Origin of the sequence: Micromonospora sp. HUAS YX12, from assembly GCF_040215685.1 — a bacterium.
Lineage (GTDB): Bacteria > Actinomycetota > Actinomycetes > Mycobacteriales > Micromonosporaceae > Micromonospora > Micromonospora tulbaghiae.
Map to the genome: position 1 here is coordinate 5070207 of NZ_CP157974.1, position 26796 is coordinate 5097002.

The 26796-nt window shown below is 72.0% G+C and carries 26 protein-coding genes; 14 read left to right on the forward strand and 12 right to left on the reverse strand.

The genetic code is table 11. The annotated features are described in order from the left end of the window. Positions 1 to 3 precede the first annotated feature (3 nt). Both ABIH81_RS24200 and ABIH81_RS24205 read right to left on the reverse strand, forming a co-directional pair. Positions 4 to 315 carry an NIPSNAP family protein gene (locus ABIH81_RS24200; RefSeq protein ID WP_216936383.1) on the reverse strand — a complete coding sequence of 104 codons (312 nt, stop codon included), beginning with the start codon at positions 313 to 315 and terminating at the stop codon, positions 4 to 6. A gap of 305 nt (positions 316 to 620) precedes the next feature. Beyond that, on the reverse strand, positions 621 to 1412 hold the full coding sequence (locus ABIH81_RS24205; protein ID WP_349877172.1) for a TetR/AcrR family transcriptional regulator: 792 nt from the start codon (positions 1410 to 1412) through the stop codon (positions 621 to 623). A 224-nt stretch (positions 1413 to 1636) separates the two neighbouring features. On the opposite strand from ABIH81_RS24205, the gene helR reads away from it, so the two are divergent. Continuing rightward, positions 1637 to 3808, forward strand: coding sequence for an RNA polymerase recycling motor ATPase HelR (gene helR / locus ABIH81_RS24210; RefSeq protein ID WP_349877173.1), 2172 nt, complete (start codon positions 1637 to 1639; stop codon positions 3806 to 3808). Between the two features lie 44 nt (positions 3809 to 3852). Here helR and ABIH81_RS24215 read toward each other — a convergent pair whose 3' ends face one another. The 3 genes from ABIH81_RS24215 to ABIH81_RS24225 all read right to left on the reverse strand — a co-directional run bounded on the left by ABIH81_RS24215 (position 3853) and on the right by ABIH81_RS24225 (position 6624). After that, positions 3853 to 4662 carry an ABC transporter permease gene (locus ABIH81_RS24215; RefSeq protein ID WP_349877174.1) on the reverse strand — a complete coding sequence of 270 codons (810 nt, stop codon included), beginning with the start codon at positions 4660 to 4662 and terminating at the stop codon, positions 3853 to 3855. Continuing rightward, the gene (locus ABIH81_RS24220) at positions 4659 to 5627 is read right to left on the reverse strand and encodes an ATP-binding cassette domain-containing protein (RefSeq protein ID WP_349877175.1); all 969 of its coding nucleotides are present in this window, start codon (positions 5625 to 5627) and stop codon (positions 4659 to 4661) included. The genes ABIH81_RS24215 and ABIH81_RS24220 overlap by 4 nt, the downstream gene beginning before the upstream one ends. A gap of 118 nt (positions 5628 to 5745) precedes the next feature. Then, complete coding sequence (locus tag ABIH81_RS24225) at positions 5746 to 6624, reverse strand: alpha/beta hydrolase (protein WP_349877176.1); 879 nt, start codon at positions 6622 to 6624, stop codon at positions 5746 to 5748. 97 nt (positions 6625 to 6721) lie between these two features. On the opposite strand from ABIH81_RS24225, the gene ABIH81_RS24230 reads away from it, so the two are divergent. Together ABIH81_RS24230 and ABIH81_RS24235 are read left to right on the forward strand one after the other, a co-directional pair. Further along, entirely contained in the window at positions 6722 to 8689 is a 1968-nt protein-coding gene (locus tag ABIH81_RS24230; RefSeq protein WP_349877177.1) for a BTAD domain-containing putative transcriptional regulator, read from the forward strand. A 41-nt stretch (positions 8690 to 8730) separates the two neighbouring features. Next, positions 8731 to 10098, forward strand: coding sequence for a pyridoxal-dependent decarboxylase (locus ABIH81_RS24235; RefSeq protein ID WP_349877178.1), 1368 nt, complete (start codon positions 8731 to 8733; stop codon positions 10096 to 10098). A gap of 6 nt (positions 10099 to 10104) precedes the next feature. Here the strand turns inward: ABIH81_RS24235 and ABIH81_RS24240 are convergent, their stop codons facing one another. Beyond that, positions 10105 to 10518 (reverse strand): hypothetical protein, encoded by a 414-nt coding sequence (locus ABIH81_RS24240; RefSeq protein WP_349877179.1) that lies wholly within the window; start codon positions 10516 to 10518, stop codon positions 10105 to 10107. A gap of 2 nt (positions 10519 to 10520) precedes the next feature. Next, positions 10521 to 10754 (reverse strand): EndoU domain-containing protein, encoded by a 234-nt coding sequence (locus ABIH81_RS24245; RefSeq protein ID WP_349877180.1) that lies wholly within the window; start codon positions 10752 to 10754, stop codon positions 10521 to 10523. 180 nt (positions 10755 to 10934) lie between these two features. Between ABIH81_RS24245 and ABIH81_RS24250 the strand changes: the two genes are divergently transcribed. The 4 genes from ABIH81_RS24250 to ABIH81_RS24265 are packed head-to-tail and all read left to right on the forward strand — an operon-like array spanning position 10935 to position 13067. Further along, positions 10935 to 11336 carry a YbaB/EbfC family nucleoid-associated protein gene (locus ABIH81_RS24250; protein ID WP_349877181.1) on the forward strand — a complete coding sequence of 134 codons (402 nt, stop codon included), beginning with the start codon at positions 10935 to 10937 and terminating at the stop codon, positions 11334 to 11336. Next, positions 11323 to 11643, forward strand: a complete 321-nt coding sequence (locus tag ABIH81_RS24255) for a type VII secretion target (RefSeq protein ID WP_349877182.1) — start codon at positions 11323 to 11325, stop codon at positions 11641 to 11643. Before ABIH81_RS24250 ends, ABIH81_RS24255 begins: the two co-directional genes overlap by 14 nt. Then, a complete protein-coding gene (locus tag ABIH81_RS24260) occupies positions 11640 to 12779 on the forward strand; it encodes a WXG100 family type VII secretion target (protein ID WP_349877183.1) in 1140 nt (379 codons plus the stop codon). Before ABIH81_RS24255 ends, ABIH81_RS24260 begins: the two co-directional genes overlap by 4 nt. Before the next feature lie 3 nt (positions 12780 to 12782). After that, complete coding sequence (locus ABIH81_RS24265; protein ID WP_349877184.1) at positions 12783 to 13067, forward strand: hypothetical protein; 285 nt, start codon at positions 12783 to 12785, stop codon at positions 13065 to 13067. A gap of 23 nt (positions 13068 to 13090) precedes the next feature. On the opposite strand, the gene ABIH81_RS24270 is transcribed toward ABIH81_RS24265, so the two are convergent. The 4 genes from ABIH81_RS24270 to ABIH81_RS24285 form a co-directional block, all read right to left on the reverse strand. Then, on the reverse strand, positions 13091 to 13882 hold the full coding sequence (locus ABIH81_RS24270) for a class I SAM-dependent methyltransferase (RefSeq protein ID WP_349877185.1): 792 nt from the start codon (positions 13880 to 13882) through the stop codon (positions 13091 to 13093). Positions 13883 to 14023: 141 nt separating this feature from the next. After that, entirely contained in the window at positions 14024 to 14638 is a 615-nt protein-coding gene (locus ABIH81_RS24275; RefSeq protein WP_349877186.1) for a hypothetical protein, read from the reverse strand. Positions 14639 to 14644: 6 nt separating this feature from the next. Further along, positions 14645 to 18100, reverse strand: a complete 3456-nt coding sequence (locus ABIH81_RS24280; RefSeq protein ID WP_349877187.1) for a protein kinase — start codon at positions 18098 to 18100, stop codon at positions 14645 to 14647. A 9-nt stretch (positions 18101 to 18109) separates the two neighbouring features. After that, a complete protein-coding gene (locus ABIH81_RS24285) occupies positions 18110 to 18700 on the reverse strand; it encodes an SAVMC3_10250 family protein (protein WP_349877188.1) in 591 nt (196 codons plus the stop codon). 139 nt (positions 18701 to 18839) lie between these two features. On the opposite strand from ABIH81_RS24285, the gene ABIH81_RS24290 reads away from it, so the two are divergent. After that, positions 18840 to 19322 carry a hypothetical protein gene (locus tag ABIH81_RS24290; protein ID WP_349877189.1) on the forward strand — a complete coding sequence of 161 codons (483 nt, stop codon included), beginning with the start codon at positions 18840 to 18842 and terminating at the stop codon, positions 19320 to 19322. A gap of 17 nt (positions 19323 to 19339) precedes the next feature. On the opposite strand, the gene ABIH81_RS24295 is transcribed toward ABIH81_RS24290, so the two are convergent. Then, a complete protein-coding gene (locus ABIH81_RS24295) occupies positions 19340 to 19687 on the reverse strand; it encodes a hypothetical protein (protein ID WP_349877190.1) in 348 nt (115 codons plus the stop codon). Positions 19688 to 20020: 333 nt separating this feature from the next. On the opposite strand from ABIH81_RS24295, the gene ABIH81_RS24300 reads away from it, so the two are divergent. The 6 genes from ABIH81_RS24300 to ABIH81_RS24325 are packed head-to-tail and all read left to right on the forward strand — an operon-like array spanning position 20021 to position 26791. Continuing rightward, a complete protein-coding gene (locus tag ABIH81_RS24300) occupies positions 20021 to 23125 on the forward strand; it encodes an N-6 DNA methylase (protein WP_349877191.1) in 3105 nt (1034 codons plus the stop codon). 56 nt (positions 23126 to 23181) lie between these two features. Next, positions 23182 to 24123 carry a radical SAM protein gene (locus tag ABIH81_RS24305; protein WP_349877192.1) on the forward strand — a complete coding sequence of 314 codons (942 nt, stop codon included), beginning with the start codon at positions 23182 to 23184 and terminating at the stop codon, positions 24121 to 24123. 32 nt (positions 24124 to 24155) lie between these two features. Beyond that, the gene (locus ABIH81_RS24310) at positions 24156 to 24569 is read left to right on the forward strand and encodes a hypothetical protein (RefSeq protein WP_349877193.1); all 414 of its coding nucleotides are present in this window, start codon (positions 24156 to 24158) and stop codon (positions 24567 to 24569) included. Continuing rightward, positions 24566 to 25228 (forward strand): hypothetical protein, encoded by a 663-nt coding sequence (locus ABIH81_RS24315; RefSeq protein WP_349877194.1) that lies wholly within the window; start codon positions 24566 to 24568, stop codon positions 25226 to 25228. Before ABIH81_RS24310 ends, ABIH81_RS24315 begins: the two co-directional genes overlap by 4 nt. Beyond that, a complete protein-coding gene (locus tag ABIH81_RS24320) occupies positions 25218 to 25838 on the forward strand; it encodes a thymidylate synthase (RefSeq protein WP_349877195.1) in 621 nt (206 codons plus the stop codon). The genes ABIH81_RS24315 and ABIH81_RS24320 overlap by 11 nt, the downstream gene beginning before the upstream one ends. Continuing rightward, positions 25835 to 26791 (forward strand): hypothetical protein, encoded by a 957-nt coding sequence (locus ABIH81_RS24325; RefSeq protein WP_349877196.1) that lies wholly within the window; start codon positions 25835 to 25837, stop codon positions 26789 to 26791. Before ABIH81_RS24320 ends, ABIH81_RS24325 begins: the two co-directional genes overlap by 4 nt. Positions 26792 to 26796 lie beyond the last annotated feature (5 nt).

A 26796-nucleotide genomic window follows, 5' to 3' on the forward strand; every position in this document is an offset into this window, starting at 1 on the left:
CTGTCAGTCGGTGGGTAGGAGCGGGCGCATGAAGGTGCGCTCGTACCGCAGGACACAGCCCGACTCCTCGCGGATCCGGTCGGCGGCGACGAACTCCGGGTCCACTCCGAACCGGGACCGGTACTGCTCGTATGCCGCCAGGCTCTCGAAGCTGAACAGCGCCTCGGCCCGGTCGCTGGCGCCCTCGGCGGGCAGGAAGTAGCCGTGGTGCACGCCGCCGTGCCGTGCGACCAGCCGCATCCAGGTGCGGGCGAAACGCTCGAACGCGTCGAGCTGTGCGGGGTCGATCGTGTAGTGCACGACGCAGGTGATCACGCGGCCACGATAGCGGCGGTCGGTCCACGTCGCTCAGGCGGCGGAGCGACGGTCACCGGGGTCGGCCGGGCCGGCGTACCGGCCCCGGTGGTGGAGCAGCGGCGAGCCGCAGCAGTTCCGGCTCGGCCAGCACGACGGCGTGGTCGCCGACGACCACCTGGCACAGCAGCCAGGTCCAGGGTGTCGGCGGGCTCGGTCACGTGTTCCTCCAGACGAGCGGGGCGCGGCGGGACGGACCGCGACGTCGCGGATCGTGGGCGGCCGCCCACGATCCGCTCCGCGGGTTTCCTACCCAGACAGGAGGATTACAAGATCTTCCCGGGTTCCGGCTCACCCGCGGCACGGGCGGCCACCACCACCGAGATGCCGTCGAGCACCCGCTGGAGACCGAACTCGAAGGCGTGGTCCGGCCCGTACGCCCCGCCGTGCGCCATGCCGGCGGCGGTGCCGACCCGCGCGGCGAGCGGGAAGCTGCCGGCGGTCATGAACTTCTCCAGCCAGGGCCCGTGCGTCTGCCACCACTGGTCGTCGGTCATCCCGGTCTCACGTTCCAGCTCGGCCACGTCCAGCGCGACCCGGGCCGCGCTCTTGGCGTGCCCCAGTACGAGCGTGAGCACCGCGTCCATCTCCACGTCGTCGAGCCCGATGTCCGCCACCGCGTGCAGTTCGTAGTCGTACTTGGCGAGCACGTTCGGGCCGAGCACCGGCCGGGTCGTCTCGGCGCGCAGCAGCCACGGGTGGGCCCGGTAGAGCGCGAGATTGTCCCGGGCGATGCGTTCCAGCCGGCCGCGCCAGCCACCCGGCACGTCGGACGGGCGCGGCAGGTCACCGAGGACGGTGTCCACCATGACGTCGAGCAGTTCCGCCTTGCCCGGCACGTACGTGTAGACGGACATGGTGCCGACCCCGAGCGCCTCGCTGACCCGGCGCATGGTGAGCGCGTCGATGCCCTCGGCGTCGGCGATCTCGATCGCGGTGCGGACGATCCGGTCGACGCTGAGGCCGGGACCGGCGCCGCGGCTGGCCGGCTCCCGGGTACGCCAGAGAAGGGCCAGGCTGCGGGCGGGATCGGCCTTGCGCCGGCGCTCCTTCGACATGGTGCCGTCATCCTACCGGCCACGCCGGTCACCAGCAGTCGGCGGACGCCGGAAAAGGGGAGCCGGAGAATTGTTCGCGCAAAAAGAATGGCGGGTTCTCCCGCCACTACCAACATATAGCGCACCCCCGGTCTTGCCGCAAGACCCGGGTGACGGCGCACAATTGCCGGCCGTAACCCATTGCCGAGCCATTCGAAAGAGCCGCGAAGAGCGGAGGCTCGGCCGTGCCCGTGATCGGAGACGAATTGAACCTGCCTGCCACCAGCGTTTTCGATCTTCCCGAGCGTCTGTCGGCGAAGGCCGACCCGAATCTGATCGCCGCCGACGAGCGGCACTTCGCGGCCATCGCGGACAGCCTGCGCCGCTCGATCGCCGAGTTGACCGACCGGCTCGACGCGACGCGCCGGGCCGCGGGCGGCCGGGGCCGGCAGGCGGTCGACCGGGACCAGGAGGTCCGGCGGCTGAGCGCGCGCCTGCGTACGCTGCGCCGTTACGGCCTGGACCTGTGCCTGGGCCGGATGGTCGGCGCGGACGGCGCGGCCCCGGTGTACGTGGGCCGGCTCGGCCTGACCGACGGCACCGGCGGCCGGCTGCTGCTGGACTGGCGCTCCCCCGCCGCCGAGCCGTTCTTCGGCGCGACCCACGCCGACCCGATGGGCCTGGTCAGCCGCCGCCGGTACCGGTGGAGCGGCGGCCGGATCACCGACTACTGGGACGAGGTGTTCACCGCCGACGGGCTGGCCGGGCACGCCGCGCTGGACGACCAGTCGGCGTTCGTCGCCAGCCTGGGCGCGACCCGGTCGGCGCGGATGCGCGACGTGCTCGGCACCATCCAGGCCGACCAGGACGCGATCATCCGGGCCGGTTCCCGGGGCGCGCTGGTTGTCGACGGCGGTCCCGGCACCGGCAAGACGGTGGTGGCGCTGCACCGCACCGCGTACCTGCTGCACGCCGACCCGCGCCTGGGCGAGCGCCGGGGCGGGGTGCTGGTGGTCGGGCCGCACCAGCCGTACCTGAACTACGTCTCCGACGTGCTGCCCAGCCTGGGCGAGGAGGACGTGCAGATCTGCACCCTGGCCGACCTGGTGCCGGAGGGCGCGGCGGCGGTGCCCGAGACCGACCCGGAGGTGGCCAGGCTGAAGGCGTCCGCGGACGTGGTGCGGGCGGTCGACGCCGCGGTCCGGTTCTACGAGGAGCCGCCCGCGACCGGGATGACAGTCGGTGCCGGGGACGCCGAGCTGCGGCTGACCGCCGACGACTGGGCGACGGCGTTCGAGGCGGCCGGCCCGGGCGTCCCGCACAACGAGGCCCGCGACGACGTGTGGGAGGAACTGCTCACGATCCTGGTGGAGAAGTACCGGGGCGACGAGCCGGAGGAGGCGGTCCGCCGGGCGCTGGGGCGCGACCGGGAACTGGTCACCGCGTTCGGCCGGGCGTGGCCGCTGCTCGACCCGCTCGACGTGGTGGCCGACCTGTGGTCGGTGCCGGCCTACCTGCGCCGGTGCGCACCCTGGCTGAGCGTCGAGGAGATCCGCACGCTGCGGCGGGCCGGTGCCCGGGCCTGGACGGTGGCGGACCTGCCGTGGCTGGACGCGGCCCGGCGGCGGGTCGGCGACCCGGAGGCGTCGCTGCGGCGGCGCCGCGACGAGGCGGTGCTGGCCGCGCAGCGCGCCGAGATGGACACGGTGGTCGACGCGCTGATCGCCTCGCACGCCTACGACGACGGCGAGGGCCTGATGACCATGCTGTACGGCGAGGACATGCGGACCAGCCTGGTCGATTCCAGCGCGTTGAGCGTGGCCGATCCGGACCTGCTGGCCGGGCCGTTCGCGCACGTCGTGGTGGACGAGGCGCAGGAGCTGACCGACGCGCAGTGGCAGATGCTGCTGGCGCGCTGCCCGTCGCGCAGCTTCACCGTGGTCGGCGACCGGGCGCAGGCGCGGCACGGGTTCACCGAGTCGTGGCCGCAGCGGCTGGCGCGGGCCGGGTTCGACCGGGTCGAGGTGGCGACGTTGACTGTCAACTACCGCACCCCGGCGCAGGTGATGGCGGCGGCCGAGCCGGTGATCCGGGCCGTGCTCCCGGACGCCAACGTGCCCACGTCCATCCGCGACGGCGCCCCGGTGCGGTACGGCGACCGCGCCGAGCTGCGGGCGGTGGTGGACGGCTGGCTCGCCGCCCACGGCGAGGGCGTCGCGTGCGTCATCGGCGATCCGGCGTTCCCGGCCTCGGACCGGGTCCGGTCGCTGAGCCCGGTGCTGGCCAAGGGGCTGGAGTTCGACCTGGTGGTGCTGGTCGACCCGGAGGCGTTCGGCGACGGGATCGCCGGGGCGGTTGACCGGTACGTCGCGATGACCCGGGCCACCGGCGAGCTGGTCGTGCTCACCGGGCCGTGACCGGTGCCCCGGGGGCGGCACACGCTCCGCCCCCGGGGTCCGGCTCAGCGGCTCAGCGCCCGGTAGCGGCGCAGCGACAGCGGCAGGAACACCGCGACCAGCACCAGCGGCCAGAGCACCGCCAGCAGCGGGTGGTGCGCGGCGACCCACGAGTCGCCGCCCCAGCCGGGGTTGCCGAACAGCTCCCGGGTGGCCCCGACGGTCGCGGACAGCGGGTTCCACTCGGCGACCGCGCCCAGCCACGCGGGCATGGTGGACGGCGCCACGAACGCGCTGGACAGGAAGCCCAGCGGGAACTCCAGCGTCTGCACGGCGGTGACCGCGCTCTGCCCCTTCACGGTCAGGCCGAGGAAGACGCCCACCCAGACCAGCGCGAACCGCAGCAGCAGGATCAGCCCGAGCGCGGCGAGCGTGTCGCCGAGGTCGCCGCGCGCCCGCCACCCGACGGCCAGGCCGACGAGCAGCATGACGGCGAGCGTCACCACCGCGAACATCAGGTCGGCGACCGCGCGGCCGAGCAGCGGGGCCAGCCGGGACACCGGCATGGACCGCAGCCGGTCGGTGACGCCGCGGTCCAGGTCCGCCGAGACCGCCATGGTGGTCATGCTGATGCCGAAGACCATGGTCATGGCGAACATGCCCGGCATCAGGAACTCCCGGTAGCTGCCGCCGCCCGGTACCTGGAGCGCGCCGCCGAACAGGTACGCGAACATCAGCACCATCAGGATGTCGAAGCCCAGCGAGCCGATCAGCGGGCCGGGCTCGCGCCGCCAGTGCGCCAGTGCGCGCCCGGTGAGCGTCAGGCCGTCACCGGCCAGCGAGGGACGCCGGGCCGGGTTCACCGTCGCGGTCACGCGGTCACCTCCACGCCGGTACGGGCGGCGGACGTCCCGCCGGTGAGCTGGAGGAACACCTCGTCCAGTGTGGGTCGCCGCAGCGCCACGTCGGCCACCGTCACGCCGTCGGCGTCCAGCGCGCGCAGCACCTCGGTCAGCGCGCCGGCCCGGTCGCCGACCTGGGCGCTGACCGCCCGCCGGTCGGGGTCGACCGCCGGTTCGGCGCGGGCGGCCGCGCGCAGCCGCCCGGCGGCGGCGGCCAGGTCGGCGGCGTCGCGGACGACGAGTTCGATCCGGTCGCCGCCGAGGCGGGACTTCAGCGCATCAGGGGTGCCCTCGGCGATCACCCGCCCGGCGTCGAGCACGCAGACACGGTCGGCGAGCTGGTCGGCCTCGTCCAGGTACTGCGTGGTGAGCAGCACCGTGGTACCGGCGCGCACCAGGTCGCGTACCGCCTCCCACACCTCGTTGCGCCCGCGCGGGTCCAGCGCCGTGGTCGGCTCGTCGAGGAACAGCACCGAGGGCGCGAGGATCATGCCGGCGGCCAGGTCGAGGCGGCGGCGCATGCCGCCGGAGTACGTGCGTACCGGCCGCCCGCCGGCGTCGGCGAGCCCGAACCGGTCGAGCAGCTCGGTCGCCCGCCGTCTCGCCCCGGCCCGGTCCAGGTGGAACAGCCGGCCGAAGATGACCAGGTTCTCCCGGCCGCTCAGTGCCTCGTCCACGGCCGGGTGCTGGCCGACCAGGCCGATGCGGTGGCGCACCCGGTCGGCCTGCTCCGCCACGTCGAAGCCGGCCACCTCGGCCCGCCCGGCGTCGAAGCGCAGCAGCGTGGCCAGGATGCGTACGGCTGTGGTCTTGCCGGCGCCGTTCGGGCCGAGCAGCCCGCACACGGTGCCCGGTGGCACCCGCAGGTCGAATCCATCAAGCGCGGCCGTGTCCCCGTACCGCTTGCGCAGGCCCTCCGCGAGGATCGCGTGTTCCACGTCTGTGCCCCCTCCGTCGACGAGGGCACTAACGTACAACGTACGGTAGGGCGTCCGCCAACGGATCCGGCGAATGGGGGCGACGGTCCGGGCGCCACCCGCGCCCGGACCGCCGTACCTACCGCTTGAGCAGCGCCCGCAGCGCCTCGCTGATCTCGCCGGGGGCCTCCTCGGCCATGAAGTGCCCGGCCGTGGTGGTGCGGTGCTCCAGGTCCGGGGCCCAGGCCCGCCACACCGCCGCCGCGTCGTAGCCCAGCACCGCGCCCCAGTCCTGCTGGACGACGGTGACCGGCATGGCCAGCCGCCGCCCGGCGTCCCGGTCGGCCCGGTCGTGCGCCACGTCGATCCCGGCCGACGCCCGGTAGTCGGCGACGATCGAGTCGACCGCCTCCCGGGAGGCCCGCAGGTACTCGGCGCGCACCTCGGCCGGCACGGCCGCCGGGTCACCGGCCCAGGCGTCGAGGAAGTGCCCGAAGAACGCGTCGGCGCTGGCCGCGATCATCCGCTCCGGCAGGCCGGGCGGCTGGGCCATCAGGTAGAGGTGGAACGCGACCGACGCGGACACGCCGTGCAGGACGTCCCACATGTCGAGGGTGGGCAGCACGTCCAGCGACGCCAGGTGGGTGACCGCGTCCGGGTGGTCCAGGCCGGCCCGGACCGCCACCAGGGCGCCCCGGTCGTGCCCGGCCAGCGCGAACCGCTCGTGCCCGAGCGCGCGGGCCAGCGCCACCACGTCGGCGGCCATGGTCCGCTTGGAATACGTGTCCTCGGTGTCCGCGGCCGGCTTGTCGCTGGCGCCGTAGCCGCGCAGGTCCGGGCAGATCACCGTGTGCTCGGCGGCCAGGTCGGCGGCGACGTGCCGCCACATCAGGTGGGTCTGCGGGAAGCCGTGCAGCAGCACGACCGGGCTGCCGGAACCGCCCACCGCCACGTTCAGCGTCACGCCCTCGGCGACCGGAACGCGCTGGTAGTCGAATCCCGCGATGGTGGTGCTCATCTCGATCCCTCTTTCGTCTCGTCGTACCGGTCCAGCGTGGCGGCGCCGGATGAGCAACCGATGAGCGCGATACGGTGGCCCGGGTCGAGGAGGGTCGGTGCCTGTCGGTTTCGGTGTGCTGGGTCCGGTCACGGCCTGGGACGACGCCGGTGCGCCGGTCGACCTCAAGGGGCCCCGCCACCGGGCCGTGCTGGCGCGGCTGGTCGTCGCCCGGGGCCGGACCGTGCCGGTCGGGCAGATCGTCGACGACCTGTGGGACGACCCACCGGCCGGCGCGGTGGGCGCGGTCCGCACGTTCGTCGCGGCGCTGCGCCGCCGCCTGGAACCACACCGTCCGCCACGCGAGCCGGCCCGGCTGCTGGTCACCGACGGACCCGGGTACGCGCTGCGCGCCGCCCCGGACACCGTCGACGCCTGGCGGTTCGAGGACACCGTCACCGCCGCGGCCGACGCGCTGCCCCGGGCCGCGCTCGACCGGCTCGACGAGGCGCTGGGCTGGTGGCGCGGACCCGCGTACGCCGACTTCGACCAGCCGTGGGCGCACGCCGAACGGTCCCGGCTCGACCAGATCCGGCTGACGGCTGTCGAGCGGCGGGCCGAGGCGCTGCTGGCGCTGGACCGGGCCGCCGACGCCGTACCGGATCTCGACGCCCACGTCGCGGCGCACCCGTGGCGGGAGGACGGGTGGGCGCTGCTGGCGTCGGCGCTCTACCGGGCCGGGCGGCAGGCCGACGCGCTCGCCGTGCTGCGCCGGGCCCGGGAACTGCTGCGCGACCAGCTCGGCCTGGACCCGGGACCGCGGCTGCGGCGGCTGGAGACCGACGTGCTGCGCCAGGCCGAACCCGAGCCGAGCGGCCCGGCGCGGGTCTGGGCGGAGACCGCCGCGGCGTACGAACGCAGCGTGGTGCCCGGTGCGCGGGCCCGGCTGGAGTCGACTGTCGGGATGCTGCGCAGCCTCGCGGTGACCGGGCCGGGCGGACTGGAGGCGGCCCGGGACCAGCGCGAGGCGGCCATCACCGCGGCCGAGCATCTGGGCGACCCGGAGTTCACCGCGCGGGTGATCGGCGGGTACGACGTACCGGCGATCTGGACCCGCTCGGACGACCCGGCGCAGGCGGCCCGGGTCGTCGCGGCGGCGGAGCGGGCCCTCGCGGGGCTGGGCCCGGACGCGCCGGAGGCCACCCGCGCCCGGCTGCTGGCCACCGTCGCGATCGAGTCCCGCGGTACGGCGTCGGCGGGCCCGGCCGAGGCGGCGCGGGAAGCCGAGGCGATCGCCCGGCGGGTGGCCGACCCGGCACTGCTGGCCCAGGCGCTCAACGGCGTGTACATGCAGACGTTCCACCGCGCCGGGCTGGCCGCGCAGCGGGACGCCATCGGCGCCGAGCTGGTCGCGCTCGCGGCCCGGCACGGCCTGGCCACCGTGGAGATCCTCGGGCACCTGATCCGGGTGCAGGCGCGCAGCGCGCTCGCCGACTTCACCGGCGCCGACACGCACGCCGAGGCGGCGGACCGGCTCGCCGCCCGGCACGAGAGCCCGCTCGTCGGCGTGTTCACCGGCGGCTACCGGGCCATGCGGACCGCCGCCACCGGCGCCGGTTACCCGGAGGCGGAGGCGGCGTACCGGTCGTGGGCGACCGCGCTGGCCGGCTGCGGGATGCCGGGCGTGGAACGGGGACTGCTGCCGCTGGCGCTGCTCTGCCTGCGGGTGTGGCACGACCGGCCCGCCGGCTTCCCCGCCGACACCGACTGGGGCCCGTACGCGCCCTGGGCCCGCCCGCTGCTCCTGCTCGCCGCCGGCCGCCGGGACGAGGCCGCGAGGGCGTTGCGCCGCACCCCGGCACCGCCACGTGACCTGCTCATGGAGGCGCTGTGGTGCCTCACCGGCCGCGCCGCCGTGGCGCTCGGGGACCGGGACACGATGCTCCGGGCCCGCAGCGCGCTCGCCCCGGCGGCGCACGAGCTGGCCGGGGCCGGCAGCGGCCTGCTCACCGCCGGGCCGGTCGCCGTACACCTGGACCGAATCACCGCCGCGCTCGGGGTTCCCGGAGGTCAGGACGGGTCATGAGGGCGGCTCGCAGGAAACACACCCTCGGCTAGGGTGCGGCGATGGACGAGCTGAGGCACCTGTTCCGGCGCGCCGCCGACCACGCGGCCGACTACCGGCTGTCGCTGCCGGACCGGCCGGTCGGCGTACCCGTGGACCAGGCCGCGCTGAACAAGGCATTCACCGGCCCGCTGCCGGACGCGCCCACCCCGGCCGAGCAGGTGCTGGCGGAACTGGTGGCCGCCGCCGAACCGGGACTCGTGGCCACCGCCGGGCCGCGCTACTTCGGCTTCGTCGTCGGCGGCGCCCTGCCGGCCGCGACCGCCGCGGACATGCTGGCCGCCGGGTGGGACCAGATCGCGTTCAACGCGGTCACCTCCCCCGCCGCGGTGGCCGCCGAGACGGCCTCCGGGGCCTGGCTGAAGGAGCTGCTCGGCATCCCGGCGACCGCGTCGGCCGGGTTCGTCACCGGCGGGCAGGCCGCGAACACCGCCGGGCTCGCCGCCGCCCGTCACCAGGTGCTCGCCGACGCCGGGTGGGACGTGGAACGACGCGGCCTGTCCGGCGCGCCGGCGGTCCGGGTGTTCGCCGGCGCCGAACGGCACGCCACCATCGACAGGTCGCTGCGCCTGCTCGGCCTCGGCACCGACGCGCTGCGCCCGGTGCCGGCCGGCCCGCAGGGCGCGATCGACCCGGACGCGCTGGCGGCGGCGCTGCGCGAGGCCGGTCCCGGACCGACGATCGTCTGCCTGCAGGCGGGCAACGTGAACACCGGCGCGTGCGACGACCTGCGCCGCGCCTGCGACCTGGTCCACCGGTACGGCGGCTGGGCGCACGTGGACGGCGCGTTCGGGCTGTGGGCGGCTGCCAGTCCGGCCACCCGGCACCTGGTGGACGGGCTGGAGGCGGCCGACTCGTGGGCCTGCGACGGCCACAAGTGGCTGAACCTGCCGTACGACACCGCGTTCGCGTTCTGCGCCCGGCCCGACGTGCACGCGGCGGCCATGTCGTACGCGGCCGCGTACCTCGTCGGTTCCGGTGGAGTGCCCGCAGGCGCGGACCTGACCGCGGAGTCCTCGCGCCGTGCCCGTGGTTTCGCGGTCTGGGCCGGCCTGCGGGAGCTGGGCCGCGACGGCGTCGCCGCGCTTGTCGAGCGGTGCTGCGCGCTGGCCCGGCGGTTCGCCGACGGGCTGACCGCGGCCGGGTTCGAGGTGGTGAACGACGTCGTGCTCAACCAGGTGCTCGTCGGGTTCGGCGACGACGCGCGCACCGACCGGGTGGTGGCCGCGGCGCAGGCCGACGGGACGTGCTGGGTGGGCGGGACGACGTGGCGGGGACGGCGGCTGATGCGGATCTCGGTGTCGAACGCGACCACGACGGAGGCGGACGTGGACCGGTCCGTCGCGGCGATCACCCGGCTGGCCCGCTGAGCGGCGTCAGCCGGGCAGACGCAACAGGTGCCGCCCGGGGAAGGGGCCGCCGTTCTCCCGCTCCCAGGTCGCGAGGTGGCGCTTCTTCTCCGCAGGCGTAGGCGCGACGAAGTCGAAGTAGGCGAGGATCACCGCGCGGGCCTCGTCGACGGTGTACGACGCCCCCGACGGCACCGGCCCGAGGCTGTCCACACTGACACCGGTCGGCGTGCAGCGCATCACGGCGGAATTGCCTTCGTACTCCTCGTGGTCCGACCGCCCGGACATCACGTCGTCGATGCACTGCAACAGCTCGAGGCAGTCCGGGGCATACGTCTGTATGTCGCTGACGAGCTGGGAGGCGAACGGGCGGAAACGCGCGTCACCGCTGGTCATGGTGGGCGCGCCGTTCTGATTGCGCCCGAACTGGATGTCACCCACAGCTAGCGGCCCCCAAACCGGCCAAGCCGAGTACCACGTCGTGCCACCGGGATTGTAGAAGCCTTCGACCAGCAGCCCGTGGCCCTCCCCTGCCACTTGTGCGGGTCGTCCGGGTGCGGGCCGCCGGACCGGAACGCGCCCTCGATCGTCTCCTCGACCCGCTGCGGCGTCCAGTTGTCCGGGAAGAAGGTGCTCGAACCGCGCTTCTGGCGCCAGACGCCACCGTCGTCCTGCACGTCGACGCGGGCTCGGTACGTGCCGTCGGCGTGCCGTTCGAGAATCGTCTAGCAACGCCCGGCTCGACGGGACGTCCATCCACAAGGGAGTGCGTTTGTCGTCGCGACGTCACGGGGCCCACACGCAGCGCGACGGGTTGCTAACGTGTCGGTCACCGCTGTCCTCTGGGGAGGGTTGTCATGTGGGCGGACGAGGCCGCGCTGGACGCGGCGGCACGACGGCTCAACGAGTGGGAGTCGTCGCTGGCCGACCGGGCGGCGCGCGCCCGCGACCTGTCCGCCCGCACGCAGGCGCTGACCGGCACCGCCCGCAGCGCCGACGGGCTGGTCGAGGCCACCGTCGACGCGTCCGGGCTGCTCACCGGCCTGCGGCTGGACGAACGTGTCCGGCAGCACTCCGCCGCACACACCGCCCGGCAGATCCTGGCGGTCACCCGGGACGCCCGCGCCGACCTGCTGCGACGTCTCACCGAGGCCACCACCGAAACGCTCGGCGCGGACGACCCGGCCGCGCGGGCGATCGTCGAATCCCACCAGCGGCGTCTCGACCCCGACCCGGGCACGCCGGATGCCGGCCGGTGACGGCCTCCAGGTCGACCCGGACGACCTGACCGCACACGCCGCCCACCTGGGCCGCTGCGCGGACAGCATCGACACCGCCCGGCAGGCCGGCCAGCACGTCCGGCTGAGCGCCGACGCGTACGGGCAGCTCTGCGCGATCATGCCGGTCCTGCTCGACGGCCTCCAGCGGACCCTGACCGACGGCATCGGCACCGCCGCCGCCTCGGTCCGGGACACCGCCGAGAAGGTACGGTCGAGCGCCGAGCGCTACCGCGCGTCGGACGCCCGCGCCGCGCACCTGCTCGACCGGGTACGGCAGCGGCGGTGACCACGAACCCGCTGGTCGCCGCCGCGGCGGACACCGGACCGAGCCCTTGGGCCGGCGTGTGGATCTGCGAGGACATCGAACTCATCGCCCAGGGCGTCCGCACCGGTAGCTGGATCGACGGCAGCCTCGGCGTCGTCAGCGCCGGCCTCGACGCGCTCGCCCTGGTGTCCGACCCGGCCGGGGTCCTCCTCCAGTACGGCATCGCCTGGCTCATCGAGCACGTCAAGCCGCTCAGCGAGGCCCTCGACTGGCTCGCCGGTGACCCCGCCGAGATCACCGCGCACGCGCAGACCTGGCGCAACGTCGCCGCGTCGCTGCGCGAGGACGCCGCCGAGCTGGCCCACGCCGTCCGCACCGAGGTCGCCGGCTGGACCGGTGCCGCCGCCACCGGCTACCGCCGCTGGGCGGCCGAGCAGCAGCAGGCCGTGACCGGGCTGGCGCAGGGCGCCGAGGCGATGGCAGCGATCACCGAGGGCGCCGCCGGCCTGGTCGCGGCCGTGCGGCTGCTGGTCCGCGACGCCGTCGCCGCCTGCGTGTCCCGCCTGATCGTGTACGCGGCCGAGCTGGTCGCCACGGCCGGGCTGGCTACGCCGCTGGTCGTGGAGCAGGTGACGACGACCGTGGCGTCGTGGGCGGCGCGGATCGCGCGGTTGTTGCGAGGGTTGCTGGCGAGTCTGCGGCGGCTGATGCCGGAGGTGCGGCGTCTCGGCGACCTGATCGACAAGCTCAGGGAGGCGCTGCGCCGCTTGCGAGCGGCTGAGCCCGAAGCGGGAAACCTGAATCGGGTACGTGGCAGAGGACGCGGACCCCGCATGCCGATGACCATGGAGTCGGTGCAGCAGATCGCCGCGAAGTACGGCATCGAGACCTCCGACATCCGGTTCGTGATCGACAAGGGAAGGTCGGGCATTCACGGGGTGACCAGGGCTGACCAGTCGGTCATGCTCTGCCGGAACGCCTTCCACAGCGAGGAGGACCTCGCCCGTACGCTCGCGCATGAGCGGTTCCACGTGGAGGAACTCCGCGCAGGGCGCCCCTATCCCCGAAACCGTGACGAGGCGATCGCATTCGAGGATCGTGCCTATGCTCACGAGGACCAGTGGTGGGAGAACCACCCGGTCAGACCGGAGGAGTAGCTGGTGGCTTCATTCGACGAGTGGCTGGACGCGTACGAGGTCGTCTATCGCACCCTGCCCGCCGAGTCCGACCACCAGTGCCCGAACTGCGGTCACCGGACCCTGCGCATGGTGTTCACCACGCCGCCCGGCGCCCGGTACGGCTACGTCTCGTTCTGGTGCGACACCTGCCTGGAGGGCATCCACATCTCGCGGGCTCCGGTTCCCGCCGGAGTGACGGCCCTGTCCACTGCCGCGCCGATCGAGGAACGCACCAGAGGTATCCCCAACTATCGCCTGGTGACGTAGCTGAAACCCCGTCCGGCGATCGGCTATGAGCCGGCGATCCCGCACTGCAACCTGACAATGACCTGCTCGGTCACCACGTCCACCCCGCCGAGAGCGTCGCGCACGTCGGCGGCGAGCGCCGCGCGTTGTTGCAGGGTAGGCAACCGTTCGGCGGACATGGCGGAGAAGACGCCGCCGACCATGTCGCCGACGGTGAGCGGTACGTCGTACCGCACCGACGTCTCCTCGTACCGATAACCGGCACGCACGAGCGCCTCCCGGTTGCGCCGACGCCCGTCCTCGTCGGTCTGGCATCTCGCCGTGACCGGGTGGCCGAGCATCCGCTCCAGGCATCCGCGCAGTGCGCGCGACCACTCGGCGTCCTGCGTCCACAGGGGTTCGCCGTTGGTGACGACGGCGATGCCACCGCCGGGGCGCAGCAACGGCCTGGCCGCCTCGAACAGCGTGTCGCGGTCCATGAAGTGGATGGCGACGGCGACGGTCAGCGCACCGACCCTCCCCCCGCCGAGCAGCCGGGACAACGCGGGCACATCGCCATCGCTGCCGAGCACCCAGGTGGCGTTGCCGATCCCCTGGTCGAGGGCGGTACGCCGGGCGATCGCCAGCATGTCCGGTTCCGGGTCCACGCCGATGACCGCGCGCACCCGCTCGACGAGCGGGAGGCTCAACTGACCGGTGCCGCAGCCGAGGTCGACCACCGTGTCGTCGCCGCCGAGACGGAAGGCTGCCGCGAGCGCGTCGAGCACCTCGGGCGGATAGCCGCGCCGATGCCGTGCGTAGTAGGTCGCCACCTCACCGCCGAAGCCCGTCGCCATGCCGGCAGCCTGCCCGCCGCGGCGGTTCCGAGGCCAGCGGTTCTGCTCAGGGCACGCCCCGAACGCCTCGACCGCCGCGCTCGTCCCTGCGCGCCGCAACTGCCGTACGGCATCCGCACCGTCACCTCCGGCGCCGATCGCCTACCGTTCGGGAATGGACACACCGTCGGCGTCGAGCGGTGAGCCGTCCTGCGCGCGGTCGGTCTCGACCGCGGTCAGTCGCACGATCACGTTGCCGTCGGTGTCAGGGAAACGGCTGAACGTCATCAGGACGAATCCCAACCGCTTGGTGCCCCGTACGGCGTTGCCGAGGGGCGTCATGCCGACGCCCTCGACCAGCCACTGGTAGACCGGCTGCGCGTCCTCGTCCCGCCAGCCCTTCAACCGGGCCTGGTGAACCGCCAGGGTCAGCTTCTCGGCCAGGTACGCGGGGTCGCATACGCTGACGATCGCCAGGTCGAGTTCCTCGAACCGGTGCCCCGCTCCGAACTGCCATCGGACCCGCACCTCCCGGACGCCCGGGGTCAACGGACGCCCGCGGAACATCCAGAAGTAGGTGTCCGTGACGGGCGCGTGGATCCTGAGCCAGCTCTCCCGGTCCTGCTCCAGCACGATCCAGGGTGAGGGGACATCATCGAACTCGTCGGTCCACACGACCTCGGGGATCTCCCAGTCCTCCCACCAGGACCGGACCCGATCCCGGTTGGTCAGGAACTTCGCCCGTAGCTCCTCGTGCCGGCGGCGGCGTCCGAACATGATGGATCACTCCCCATAGTCCCAGTCGAGGCCCCAGATGCGGACGTTGCCCTCGAAGTCGCCGGTGACGACGGTGCTGAAGGAGCCGTCGACGCGTACCGTGTTCACCCGGACGAGGTGACCGTGCAGCGTGCGGATCCGGCGTCCTGTTCGCAGGTCCCAGACATCGACGGTCTGCTCGCCCGGGTCCCCCGCGACGGCGAACGTTCCGTCGGCGGACACCGCCACGGTGTCGATCCCGTAGACGGGGTGGTCGGGATCGCCGACGGCCCTTCCGTCGAATACCAGGTCGCCGGTCGCGGTGTTCCAGACGACGAAACCTCGCTGACCGGCGATGGCCGCGAGGCGACGGCCGGCGGTGAAGGACAGGGTGGCCGAGGAAGTGTGCTTGACCCACTGGAGCTCGTACAGCGGGCGCCGGCCACCCGGTCGCCACGCGGTCAGGCGGGTCATCCCCGCCATCAGCAGCACGCCGGAGGCGAAGCGGATCTCCGTGTGCGCGTCGACGTGGAACGTCCGCACGGGCTTTCCCGTGTCCATCGACCGGACTTCCACGGTGTTCGTGTCGCCCGCTCGCAGGTGCACGGCGACCAGGCGGGACTCCTCGTCGGCTGTGACACCGCCGATGGTGCCGGGCCCGGTGCGGACCGTCGCGACGCAGGCTGCGGCCTCCAGCGACCACACCGTCGCCAGGCCGTACCCGAATCCGACGGTCAGCAGGTCGCCGGAGAGGTCGAGCGTCGTGGTCCCCTCGTCGCGGGGCAGCGCACCGGCGACCCGGAACCGTGGCTGGAACGTGGCGGTGTCGTGACAGGCGACCGACCCGTCCGAGTAGACGATGACCAGATCGCGTTCGCCCCTGGCGAAGCTCAGCGTGGTGGCGGGGTTCCGTTGCTGGGCCACCGAACCCGCCTTCTCGTACGTCTCCAGGTCGAAGACCTCCACCTCGCCGACGTTGGCGGGAAAGGCGAACAGCCTCCCGGAGTCACTGACGTCGAAGGTTCCCCGTGTGAGCATGATGTCGGACAACTCCTGCTGCACCCAGACGCCGGCCAGCCCGGTGCGCCGCAGATCCCGGCCGGCGGCTCGGGACGCACGGCGCAGGCGCGGGTGGCGGTGATAGCCGGGGATGGCCCTCGCCTCGCGGATCGCCTCGGCCGCCGCCCGTGACTCCCCGGAGTTGATCAGCGCTTCGATTCGGTCCATGACCTGCTCGAATGCGCTCTCCTCGTGGGCGAGGACACCGACCGGGCGGGGTGGCGCGTACGACCACGGGGCGAGGTGTCCGCTGAGCGGCATGGGCAGGCGGGACAGCGAGGTCTGGTCGCGGGGAAAGCCCACCGACTCGGCGACGACGGCGTACCCGCAGTCGCCGCTGAACGTCGTCGCATCGCGACGCGTACCCCGCTCGAAGTCCTTGGGGAAGGTGCGGACGCACCGGCGGTTGGCCAGTTCGAGGACCTGGAGGTCTCCGGTCCCGGGGTCGACCAGGGCCCAGCCCGCACGGTCCGAGACGCCGAGCAGGTCGTAACTCGTCAGCCAGGGGATCTCCCACTGTCGAGGCCCGTCCCAGACCCGCATGTCCACCGCCATCAGGGAGCGGAAGCCGCACCTCAGGACGGTGGAGCCGTACGGTGCCACTGCGACCTTCTGGTCCTCGGGCTCCACCTCGTCGGGAGGTATCTGCAGGCCCCGCATCCGGGTGCGACGAAGCGGCCACCACTGCTCCACCCGGTGGTCGACGCCCGAGTGGGCACGCCCCAGGGAGGCCGAGACGAACACCTCGGCGTCCCGGCCGAGGACCACCCGGGTGACCCTGCCCTCGTGGGGCCGGATGTCGGCCACCGTCTCCCACGTGCCGGCGCGGAGGACGAGGACACGACCGTCGGCCGTCCCCACGGCCGCGAAGCCGCCCTCGGGGCTGAGCGCCACGGCCGTCCCTCCCTCCCACCGGCCGTCCAGTTCGGCGGCTCCGTCGACGAGACGCCACGCCTCGACCACGGCATCCCGGTAGCAGACGAGGATCCGGGTAGCGGCGTGATCGATGGCGACGTCGACGGGAGTCCGACCGGAATCGGCGAGTTCAGCGACGACCCGGCCCGCGAACGCGTCCCAGATCCGCACCCGGCCCGAATCCTCCGCCACCACGACGTGGGTCGCGTCGTGGTCGCAGGCCATCGCCACGACCCTGCCGGACGTGCGCCCGAACACCTCGAGGGTGCCTCTCGGCTCCAGCCGGGCGCAGCGTTCCCGCGCGACCGCGATCTCGGCCGAGCCCGGATGCTTCCGGTCCGCCTCGGCCAGGTGGTGCGCCGCGAGGACACCGTCGCCGCGTTCCATGTGCACCATCGCGGCCAGGTAGTGCGCCTCCCAGGAGTCGCCGGTAGCACGCAGTTCCGACAGCAGGGTCTCGTCGGTGACCAGGCCGTCGGCCCATCTGATCAGCCCGTGGTTGTAGACCGCGCGGACGTTGTTCGGGTCGATCACCTTGGCCCGCTCGAACAGCTCGATCGCCCGGCTCTGCTCACCGAGGTCCCACAGCGACAGCGCCTTGTTGGACAGGCCGTCGGCCCGCAGCGACGGCGGGATCTGGTCGGAGCGCGGGTAGGGGCTTCCGGTGCCGTCCGCGTACACGTCCAGGAGGACGGCCTCCGCCTGCGCGGTGTCGCCGACCCGGGACCGGGGATCGGGGTCGAGGCAGCCCGCCAGCAGGTCGCGCAGCGCCGGCGGGAGATCGTCGCGCAGCGCCGCCAGCGCGTCCGCACCCTCGTGGCCCCACTGCCAGAGCCGGCGCCCGTGCAGCACCTCGATCACGGTCAGCGCCCAGGACCACAGGTCGCTGGCCCGGCCGATCCGGCCCTCCGGGTCGACCTGTTCCGGCGAGCAGTACTGCGGTGTGAAGCCGCCGAGCGTCGCGTACCCGGTCTCGTCGCCACGCTGCGGGGGCGAGGAGACGGACGCCTTCGCCTTGGCCGTGCCGAAGTCGGTGACCCTCGCCGTCTCGCCGTCGTACATGACGTTGGACGGCTTGATGTCCTGGTGCACCAGACCGGCAGCGTGGGCGTGCCCGATGCCGCGCAGCATCTGGATCGCCACGTCGAGGGCCCGCGGCAGGTCCCGGCACCGCCCGTCCCGGACCGCCGCGGTCAGGTCACCGCCCGCGACCCATTCCGCGAAGATCACCGGGTACGCGCCGACGCGCTGCACGTAGTTGCAGCCGACCACGTTCGGGTGCGGGTCGAGATCGGTCCAGGCCTGCGCCTCCTGGGCGAGCAGGTCGAGGATCCCGGGCGCCGCGGCCAGGTCCGGGCGCGGCGTCTTCACCGCCAGGTCGACGCCCCAGACGAGGTGATGGGCGCGGTAGACGAAACCCGTGCCGCCGGTCTCTACGACCTCCTCGATGCGGAACGTGTCGAGGACGGTCTCCCCCGGCCGCCACCGGATGACCTGCCCCGCGTCCACGCCGCGGCCCTAGTCGACGAGCGCCACGTAGATCGGACTGCCCAGCAGCGTGCCGTTCAGGCCCGGCTTCTCGGCCAGCCGCTTCGCGACGAACTCGACCCGTTGCGCCGGCCCCGGGAGGGCGGCCCCGATCTGCGCCAGCGACTCGTGGAAGCGCTCGTCGTCGAACTCGCCCGGGTCGGCCCGCAGTTCCTGAAGCTTGCGGAACAGGTACGGCGGGACCGACCCCACCGGTTCGGCGTCACCGCCACCGACCACGTGCGACGCCGAGCCACCGAGGACGATGACCTGGTCGTCGAGCGTCCCCGCGAAGACCACGATGCCGGCGGTCGGGAAGACCTGCCAGCGCATCTCCAGGCAGGCCTGGACGTAGGGGCGTTCCTCGTCCGCGGCGCCGATCTGGTCGGCGTCCTGCAGGTGCCGGATCACCTTCTCCAGCTTGTCGAGGTCGTGGCGCTCGGGCAGGACCGCCTTGCGGCTGTAGCGGACGACCTTCAGGTCCACGGCAAGCTCGGTCTCGTGCTGCGCGGAGGAGGCGACCTGTGCCGCCAGGAGCCCGATCTTGAGATGCGACAGGTAGAGGTAGTACTTCAGGCCCAAGATGCACTCCGGTTACGGGGAGAGGTCCGAAGCCCACCCTACGTGGCGCACGCTCGCGATGCTGACCCTCGATCGACGATGATCGGTGTCCGCGCCAGCCGATCTTGGTTTGTCGGACCATTCATGCAGGATGGGCGCCATGACGACGCAGCACCGCCTGGTCTACGGCCACGCCACCAACCACGACACCCTCGCCTTCGTTGACGCCGACACCGCCACGGGGGAGGCCGCGGAGATCCGGGCGCTCGCCGCCGCGCGTACGTGGGGCGAAGCCCGTCGGGTGCCGATGATCCATCTGGAGAACCCGGCCGGCCCGGAGTGCTACGACGAGGACGACCACCCCGACGACGAGCCGTTCGACATCGCAGAGCTGGGGGCGGTCGTGGAGATGAGCTGGCCCACGATGGTGGCGGCGCGGGCGCTCGACGTGCTGCCGAAGGACCTGCAGGAGCGGTACGGGGAGGTCGTGCTGACGGTCCACGACGGTGGGTACCTGGAGGTTCCGGTCGACCGTGAGGCGGCGCTGATCGCGGAGCTACGCGAGCGGGGCTACGAGGTGACTCGCGACGACGAGCTGATCAACCTGCTCGACGGCGTCGGCCTCGGATCGGTGCCCGCCTGACCGAACCTCAGCCCGTGTCACCGGCGGCGTTTGTTGATGCTCGGAAGGCCGCCCGACACCGTGCCGATGCTGCCGTCCGGGTCGCGCCGGTCGGGTTTCCGCATCGCCTCCACGACCCGCCGGCCCGACAGGTCCGAGGCGTCGAGGTTGGCCGCGATCCGGGCGGACCGACGCCAGCTCCATAGGCAATCCAAGGCTTCCTCGTCATCGGCGACGCCGGTCAGCGCACGGATGGCCGGCATCGCCCGAGACGGGTCGGCGAGCAGGAGTCGGGCGACGTCCGCGGGGCCCAGCCGACGCGGCGGCGTGTCGTCCACCGGGACGAGGGAGGCGTGGACCTCCTCGTCCTGTAGCCACAGCCACACGGGCCTCCTGCCGTCGCCGGCCCGCATCGCCGGGGTTTCCCAGGGGCCGCGTCGGACCGTGTACTCACGCTTCACCGTGTCGCTGGGCGGCGAAGCGCCCTTGCCGCCGACTTGTCGCGGCGCCCGTTTCGGCACCTTGTGGCGCTGTTGGCCAGGGCGAGCTGCGGCACGAAGCGGCCTCCTGCACGTTCGATTGAGGCGGTGGGTGCCACCCTACCGACCACCGGATTCGTAGGACTGGAACGTATAGGGTCACCGAATGTGAGCTGTCCTTAATCCGACAGTCATTCGTAATCGCTTGGCTTCGGCGAGTCACAATATCCACACTGGTGCATGGCCCGCTCGGACGGTACGCCAGACGTAAGCCGAAGCCGCCACTCGTCACCCCGGCCGCAGGTACGCGCGCCCGACGGCTTCCCTCCGACACTGCAGCCGCTGCTGGCGCGGATCGCCGACCGGCGCGCCGCCCGCAGCGAGGCGACCCTGCAGGCCGACATCCGCCAGCTGCTGCTGACCGGCGATTTCGGGCTCTCCGACTCCCACCTCGACGACGTCGACCTCGAGGCCCCGGCCGGCGGTGGACGGCGCATCGACATCGAGGTCGGCTACACCATCATCGAGGTCAAGCGACGGCTGCAGACCGGTCGCCCGCTGCTGGAGGCCGAGCGCCAGCTCGGCGGCTACGTGCGCTCGCGGAGCATGGAGAGCGGCCAGCGGTACGTCGGCATCCTCACCGACGGCGCCACCTGGCGGGCGTACCAGCTGACCGGCGACGCGCTGACCCTCATCGACACCCACACGGTCGCTGCCACCCGCTCCGACGGTTTGGCCCTCTTCTACTGGCTGGAAGGTGTGCTGGCGACGAGCCAGCGGGTCCGCCCGGCTCCCGCCGAGGTGGCTCGCCGCCTCGGCGCGCAGAGCACCTCCCACAAGCTGGACCGTGCCGCGCTCGCCGCGCTCTACGCGGAGCACGAGCATGTGCCGACCGTGGAGTTGAAGCGGAAACTGTGGGCTGAGCTGCTCGACAGCGCCCTGGGCACCCAGTTCGTTGACGACCCGGACCTGTTCGTCGAGCACACCCTGTTGATGAACAGCGCATACATCATCGCGCACCTGGTCGTCGGCATCGACGCCCTGGAGTTGCAGCCGCAGGACCTCATCACCGGGCAACGGTTCGACCAGGCCCGCATCCTGGGCGTGGTCGAGCACGACTTCTTCGGCTGGACCACTGAGGTGCCCGGCGGTCGCGAGTTCATCCAGGGGCTCACCCGGCGACTGGCGCGGTTCGACTGGCTGCGGGCCGACCACGACATCCTCAAGGTGCTGTACGAGTCGATGATCGGCCCGGAGACGCGCAAGCGGATGGGCGAGTACTACACCCCCGACTGGCTCGCCGAGCACCTCGTCGACACGGTCGTCACCGATCCGCTGCGGCAACGGGTGCTGGACCCCGCCTGCGGCTCCGGCACGTTCCTCTTCCACGCGGTCCGCCGGTATCTCGCCGCCGCCGAGACGGCGGACGTGCCGCTGGACGCCGCGCTGACGCAGCTCACCCATCACGTGATCGGCGTCGACCTGCACCCGGTCGCCGTGGCGCTCGCCCGCGTGACCTACCTGCTCGCCATCGGCCACCGGCGACTGACCGACCAGCGGGGTGCCATCACCATCCCGGTCTATCTCGGAGACAGCATGCAGTGGCGGGAGCGTCTCGACCTCTTCACCGAGGAGCACGTACGAATCAGTGCGGGCCACAGCGCAAGCGACGCCGAGGAGTGGCTCCGGTTTCCGAAGAAGCTGCTCAACGAGCCGAGCCGCTTCGACCAGATCGTCTCCGGACTCGCCGGCATCGCGGCCAAGCCGCGGGATCCGGACAACCCGCCGTCACTGGGGGCCTTCTTCCACCACCTGGAGATCGAGCCGGATGACCAGCCAATGATCCGTGGCACCTTCGAGGCGATGTGCCGGCTGCACGACGAGGGCCGCGACCACATCTGGAGCTACTACCTGCGCAACCTGGCCCGGCCAGTCTGGCTGGCCATGAAGGACAACCGGGTGGACGTCCTAATCGGAAACCCGCCGTGGCTCTCGTACCGCCACATGCCTCGCGACATGCAGACACGATTCAGAGAGCTTTCCCGCGACCGCGGGCTCTGGCACGGCCGGGAGTTCGCCACGAACCAGGACCTCTCAGCTCTCTTCGTGACCCGAGCGGTCCAGCAGTATTTGCGCGATGACGGCTCGTTCGCCTTCGTCCTGCCCAACTCGGTGCTCGATCGGGAGTACTTCGAGGGCTTTCGCAGGGGGTGGTACGAGGACAACGTCGAGCCGACCGCTGTCGCCTTTACCGGCTCCTGGGACCTGCGACGCCTGCGCCCCCATCCTTTCCCACGCGGTGCCGGCGTCATCTTCGGCGCCCGAGCATCGCTGAGCACCTACCGACGCCTGCCCTCGGTGACCGAGCGTTGGACGGGACGCGTGCCGATGGACGCAAGGTCATGGCAGCAGGTCGAATCTCTCATCACTCGGGAGAAAGCCGATCTGGCCGCCTGTGGGTCGACCCTCGCTGAGTCACCGTACAAGCCACGATTTACCCAGGGCGCCACGATCGTGCCGAAGCTGCTGTTCTTTGTGGACACGGCTTCCGGCGGACGGCTCGGGCTCGGGGCTGGCCGCCACGCTGTGCGCTCGGCGCGCAGCAACCTGGAGAAGGCCCCGTGGAAGGAACTGCCCTCGCTCGAAGGCGTCGTGGAATCCGAGTTCATCCGCCCCGTACTCCTCGGCGAGAGCGTGCTGCCCTACCGGGTCCTGCCCGCGAGGAAGGCGGTGCTGCCGCTCGACGGCTCCACGCTGATGGCCGGGCCTGGGTCCCGACTCGACTACTACTTCGGCCTCGCCGAGTGGTGGGAGAAGGCCGAGGCCACCTGGGAGGCGCACCGCAGCAGTCCACGCCTCACCTTGGCCGAGCAGCTCGACTTCCGACACAAGCTGACCGCGCAGCTCCCCGCGCCGCCTCTTCGGTTGGCCTACTCCGCCTCCGGGATGCACGTCGCCGCCGCCATCGTCGACGACCCGGCCGCGGTCATCGAGCATGCGCTCTACTACTGCGCGATCGACAGCCAGGCGGAAGGTCACTATCTCAGCGCGATCCTGAACAGCCCGGCTCTTACCACGATCGCCCGTCCGCTGATGTCATACAGCAAGGACGAACGGCATATCGACAAACACGTGTGGAAACTACCCATCCCCCGGTACGACGACGCAGACCGGACGCACCGACGCCTCGCCGAGCTCGGCCAGGACCAGTGTCAGTTCGTGGCTGGACTCGACCTCGAGGAGGGGCGGAGCTTCGTGACCCTGCGTCGACGCATCCGAGTCGCACTCGCAGGCCATTCGGCCACTGCAGAGATCGAGGCCACGGTCATGGAGATGCTCAACTGATGGACGCTTCTGATGAGTCGAAGCAACGACCGATCCTGCTCAGGGCACACCGGATCGTGAACACCGGCGGTGGTGACTACGCCTTCACCGACCTGCGCAAGACGGATCTCGGCGGCGTCCAGAGCCGGCAGTTCCGTTTCTTCACCCCGGTGCGCCGGGACCGGATGCGCCTGCCGACCTCCCTCCCCGAGTTCGCCACTCTGCGGCATTTGGCCAACCTGTCCGACAGCCCGGTGACGGTGGCAGCGGAGCTCGGCGGGCACTGGTGGGAGCACAACCTGGCGGCCATCACACACGTCGCCGCGTGCAACTTCCGCTGCTCCTACTGCTACGTCGACTACCGCCACCTGGCCGGCCGGGACGCCTTCACCACGAACGCGGACGCAGTGGTGGACGAGTTCGTCGCACTCAGGCGGACGGCTCAGGCGACTGATCGGCAGCTCAGCCTGTTGCGCGTCAGCGGCGGCGAGCCGCTGCTCGCACCCTCCCTCGTGATTGAGATCTACCGCGCCTTGGCGGCGCGGGACCTGCTCGGGTCCGTCGTCCTCAAGGTGGAGTCGAACCTCTCCGCCCTGTCGTACGCGTGGCAGCAGAGCGGCCTTCGGCTGTCCGCCGCCGAACGCGGTGAGCTGCGGCGCGTCAAGGTGCACACAACGCTGCATCACGCGCCAGACAGCGGCGGCTGGCCGGCCATCCGGGACGGGATCGTTCTGGCGCTCGACCTCGGCTTCGATCTGTTTCCGGCGGTCGGTGCAAACGACTGGACCGAGGAACAACTTGAAATGAGCTTCCACGAGTTGGCCCGGATCAGCCCGGGGCTACCGCGCCGCCTGGCGGTGCGCCCGTTCCACCTGGACTATCCCGCGCTCGCCGACCGGCGGAAGCTGCCCCGGCCGATCGAATCAGAAGCGCCTTCGATGGTGTGGGAGAGGATTCTGCGGCGTGAAGCCGGTGTCGGGTACCTCGACGAGCCCCGGCATCTGATACCGCTCACCTGAGCACGACCATCGACCGCGTACATGGAGGACCGATGCCGGCCATCGAGGCGATCACAATATGCAGCAGCTCCAAGTTCTACGACACCGCTCAACGTGCGGAGGCGGCGTTCCGCAACCTGGGCTTGACCGTCTACACCCCGCGCTATGACTTCAACGAGCAGCACGTGCAGGTCGACGAGCCGGACAAGATCCAGCTCACCCGTGACTTCCTCGCGAAGATCGCGAAGTCGGATGCGATCTTCGTCGTCGCCGCCGGCGGATATGCGGGCGTGAGCGTGTGCATCGAGGTCGGCTATGCCGTGGGGCAGGGCAAGACGGTGTTGTTCTCCGAGCAGCCGACCGAGTTCGCGCTCCGGGCACTGGTCGACGCGGTGGTCCCGGTCGAAGACATCGGCTCCGGAGTGCGATCGGTGACCAAGACCGAGGCGCCGGGCAGGTCGCGGTGATCGTCGCGGTGCCCAGCCCGTCAAGCCGAATGCACGGCCCGGTCGCCGACTTCATCGGCAGCCGCTTCCCTGGCCTGGACAAGGCTCACCCGAGATCGCTGTGGCACCGCCTGGGCGCCGAATCACTCGTCCACTGCCGGGGCTTCGACATACCGGAACTCGTGGCCTCGGGAGCCGCCGACATCGGCATCACCGGATACGACGTATGCGTCGAATGGTGTCTCGCGAACGGCGACGGGCTCGCACTCCACGCGCTGCCGCCGGCCCGGACGTCTTTCGTCACCTACTGCACGATGACCGGCCGGACGCCACGAACCATTTACACCGAATATCCGGCCATCACCCGGGCCTGGCTCGCCGCCTGCGCCAACCGTCGACCCACCCGGATCGTACGGCTGCACGGGGCCACCGAGGGCGTCATCCGCGCGGACGACGACGGCGCCGGGGTGTTGCTCGTGACGTCGGGTCAGACCCTTGCCGCGAACGGGCTCGACGTGGAGGTGCCGCTGCTTGCCACCGACGTGTGCATCGTGACCCGCACTTCGCCTCCCACCGGGCAGACGCTGTTCGACCTGCCGGCGATGCCGGTGCTGCCCCTGCCGAGCTTTCGCGAGGCAACGGACCGGGAACCGTCAGGAGGACCTTCGCGTGGAGCTTGAGGTGGCCACCGTCGCATCCGGCTGGCACGACGTGCTGTCGGTCTTCTCCCGCGGCGAGCCAGCGCGAGTCGCGACGCGGCACGGGATCTGTTTCGATATTCCGGGGCTCACCGTCTGGCTGCGGAACCCGGCCGACCTGACCCCGCCGCAGGGCTACCTGTACCCGGAACTGATCAAGGACTATCGCGACCGGATCTTCGGCGAGCAGCGGGAATCGTCGCTGCTCTACCAGCGGCTGCGGCGTTGGGTCGCGGCGGACGGGTCGCCGATCGACCAGTTCGAGCAGGCCACCGAGATGCTTCGGCAGGACGAGCACAGCAGGTCGGCGGTCTTCTCGATGTGGCGGCCGGAGGAGGACCTGGGCGGTCGTTTTCCGGTGTCGCCGGTCGGTGGTGCCCTCCGGATCGTCGGCGACGACCTCGTACTCTTCCTCACCGCCCGCAGCGTCGACGTCTGGGTCGGGTTCGTGCCCGAGTTGTTGACCTTCGCCCAGCTGGCCTCCGACGCCGCCCTCGCGCTCGGACTGCGTGGCAGCAGAATCTGTTACCACTCCTGGAGCATGCACCTGTACGAGGTGGACTTCCTCACCTATCTGGCGGGGGCTCGATGACCCGGTCGCTCACTCTGCTGGACAGCGGTCTCGTCGACACGCACACCATTGACAAGGTGCTGCAGTCGGTCGTGTTCTTCTCCGATCGCGTCGTGCTGCGGGCTTCCTTCGAGGTCCCAGCCGCCTACCGGGAGCGGGCCGCCGAGATCAACCGGCGGGTCGACGAGCTGCGGGAGGCCGGGCTCCTGGGCCTCTGGGGCCACGAGTACGAGGTCGACGACGGTGGCCGGGTGCGCTTCGGCGAGGGCGCGAAGCGGGGCCGCCGCGCCGATCTGGTCATCGAGCAGGGGCAACTGCGCGAGAGCCTGACCCGGATGGACGAGGTGATGCGGGCGATCCGGGAGGAGGCGTACCGCCGGACCGAGACCGACCCGCGCACGCTGCGGCAGGGTGCGGCCGAGATCGTGAGCCTGCGCAACTACATGGCCTCCCTCGTCATCTCGTCCGAGCTGCGGCAGGACGGCATGCTGTCCAATCCGGCGGTGAAGGCACAGCTCACCCGGAGCCTCGGCCGGGCGCAACCGCAACGCTTCGAGGCCGCGGTGGTCCGGGAGGTGCTGGGGCAGCTTCAGATCGGCCCACTCAACCAGCTCAGCGTCGACCAGATCGTCGAGTCCCGCCGCTACAACGCCGGCTTCCGGAGCCTGCTGGACGAGTCGCTGCTCGCGCTGTCGCGGGGCCTCGACCCGGTCCTGACACCGGAGGCAACGGCGCGCGAGTTGACCCGTCGCTACCGCGAAACGATCGCGGAGTTCGCCCGACCGCGCATCGCCGGGCAGGTCGCCCAGGAGGTGGTGTGGGACGTCCTCGGCGCCACCGTGCCGTCGACGGTCGTGTTCAAGTACGGCCTCCGGGCGCTCACCTGGCGCAAGGCAGCCCAGCGCGCCAAGCCTTTCCTGCTGTTGCTGCACCTGGAGCGGGCGGCGAGCCGGCGGCTCCCGGACATCGGGTGAGCCTG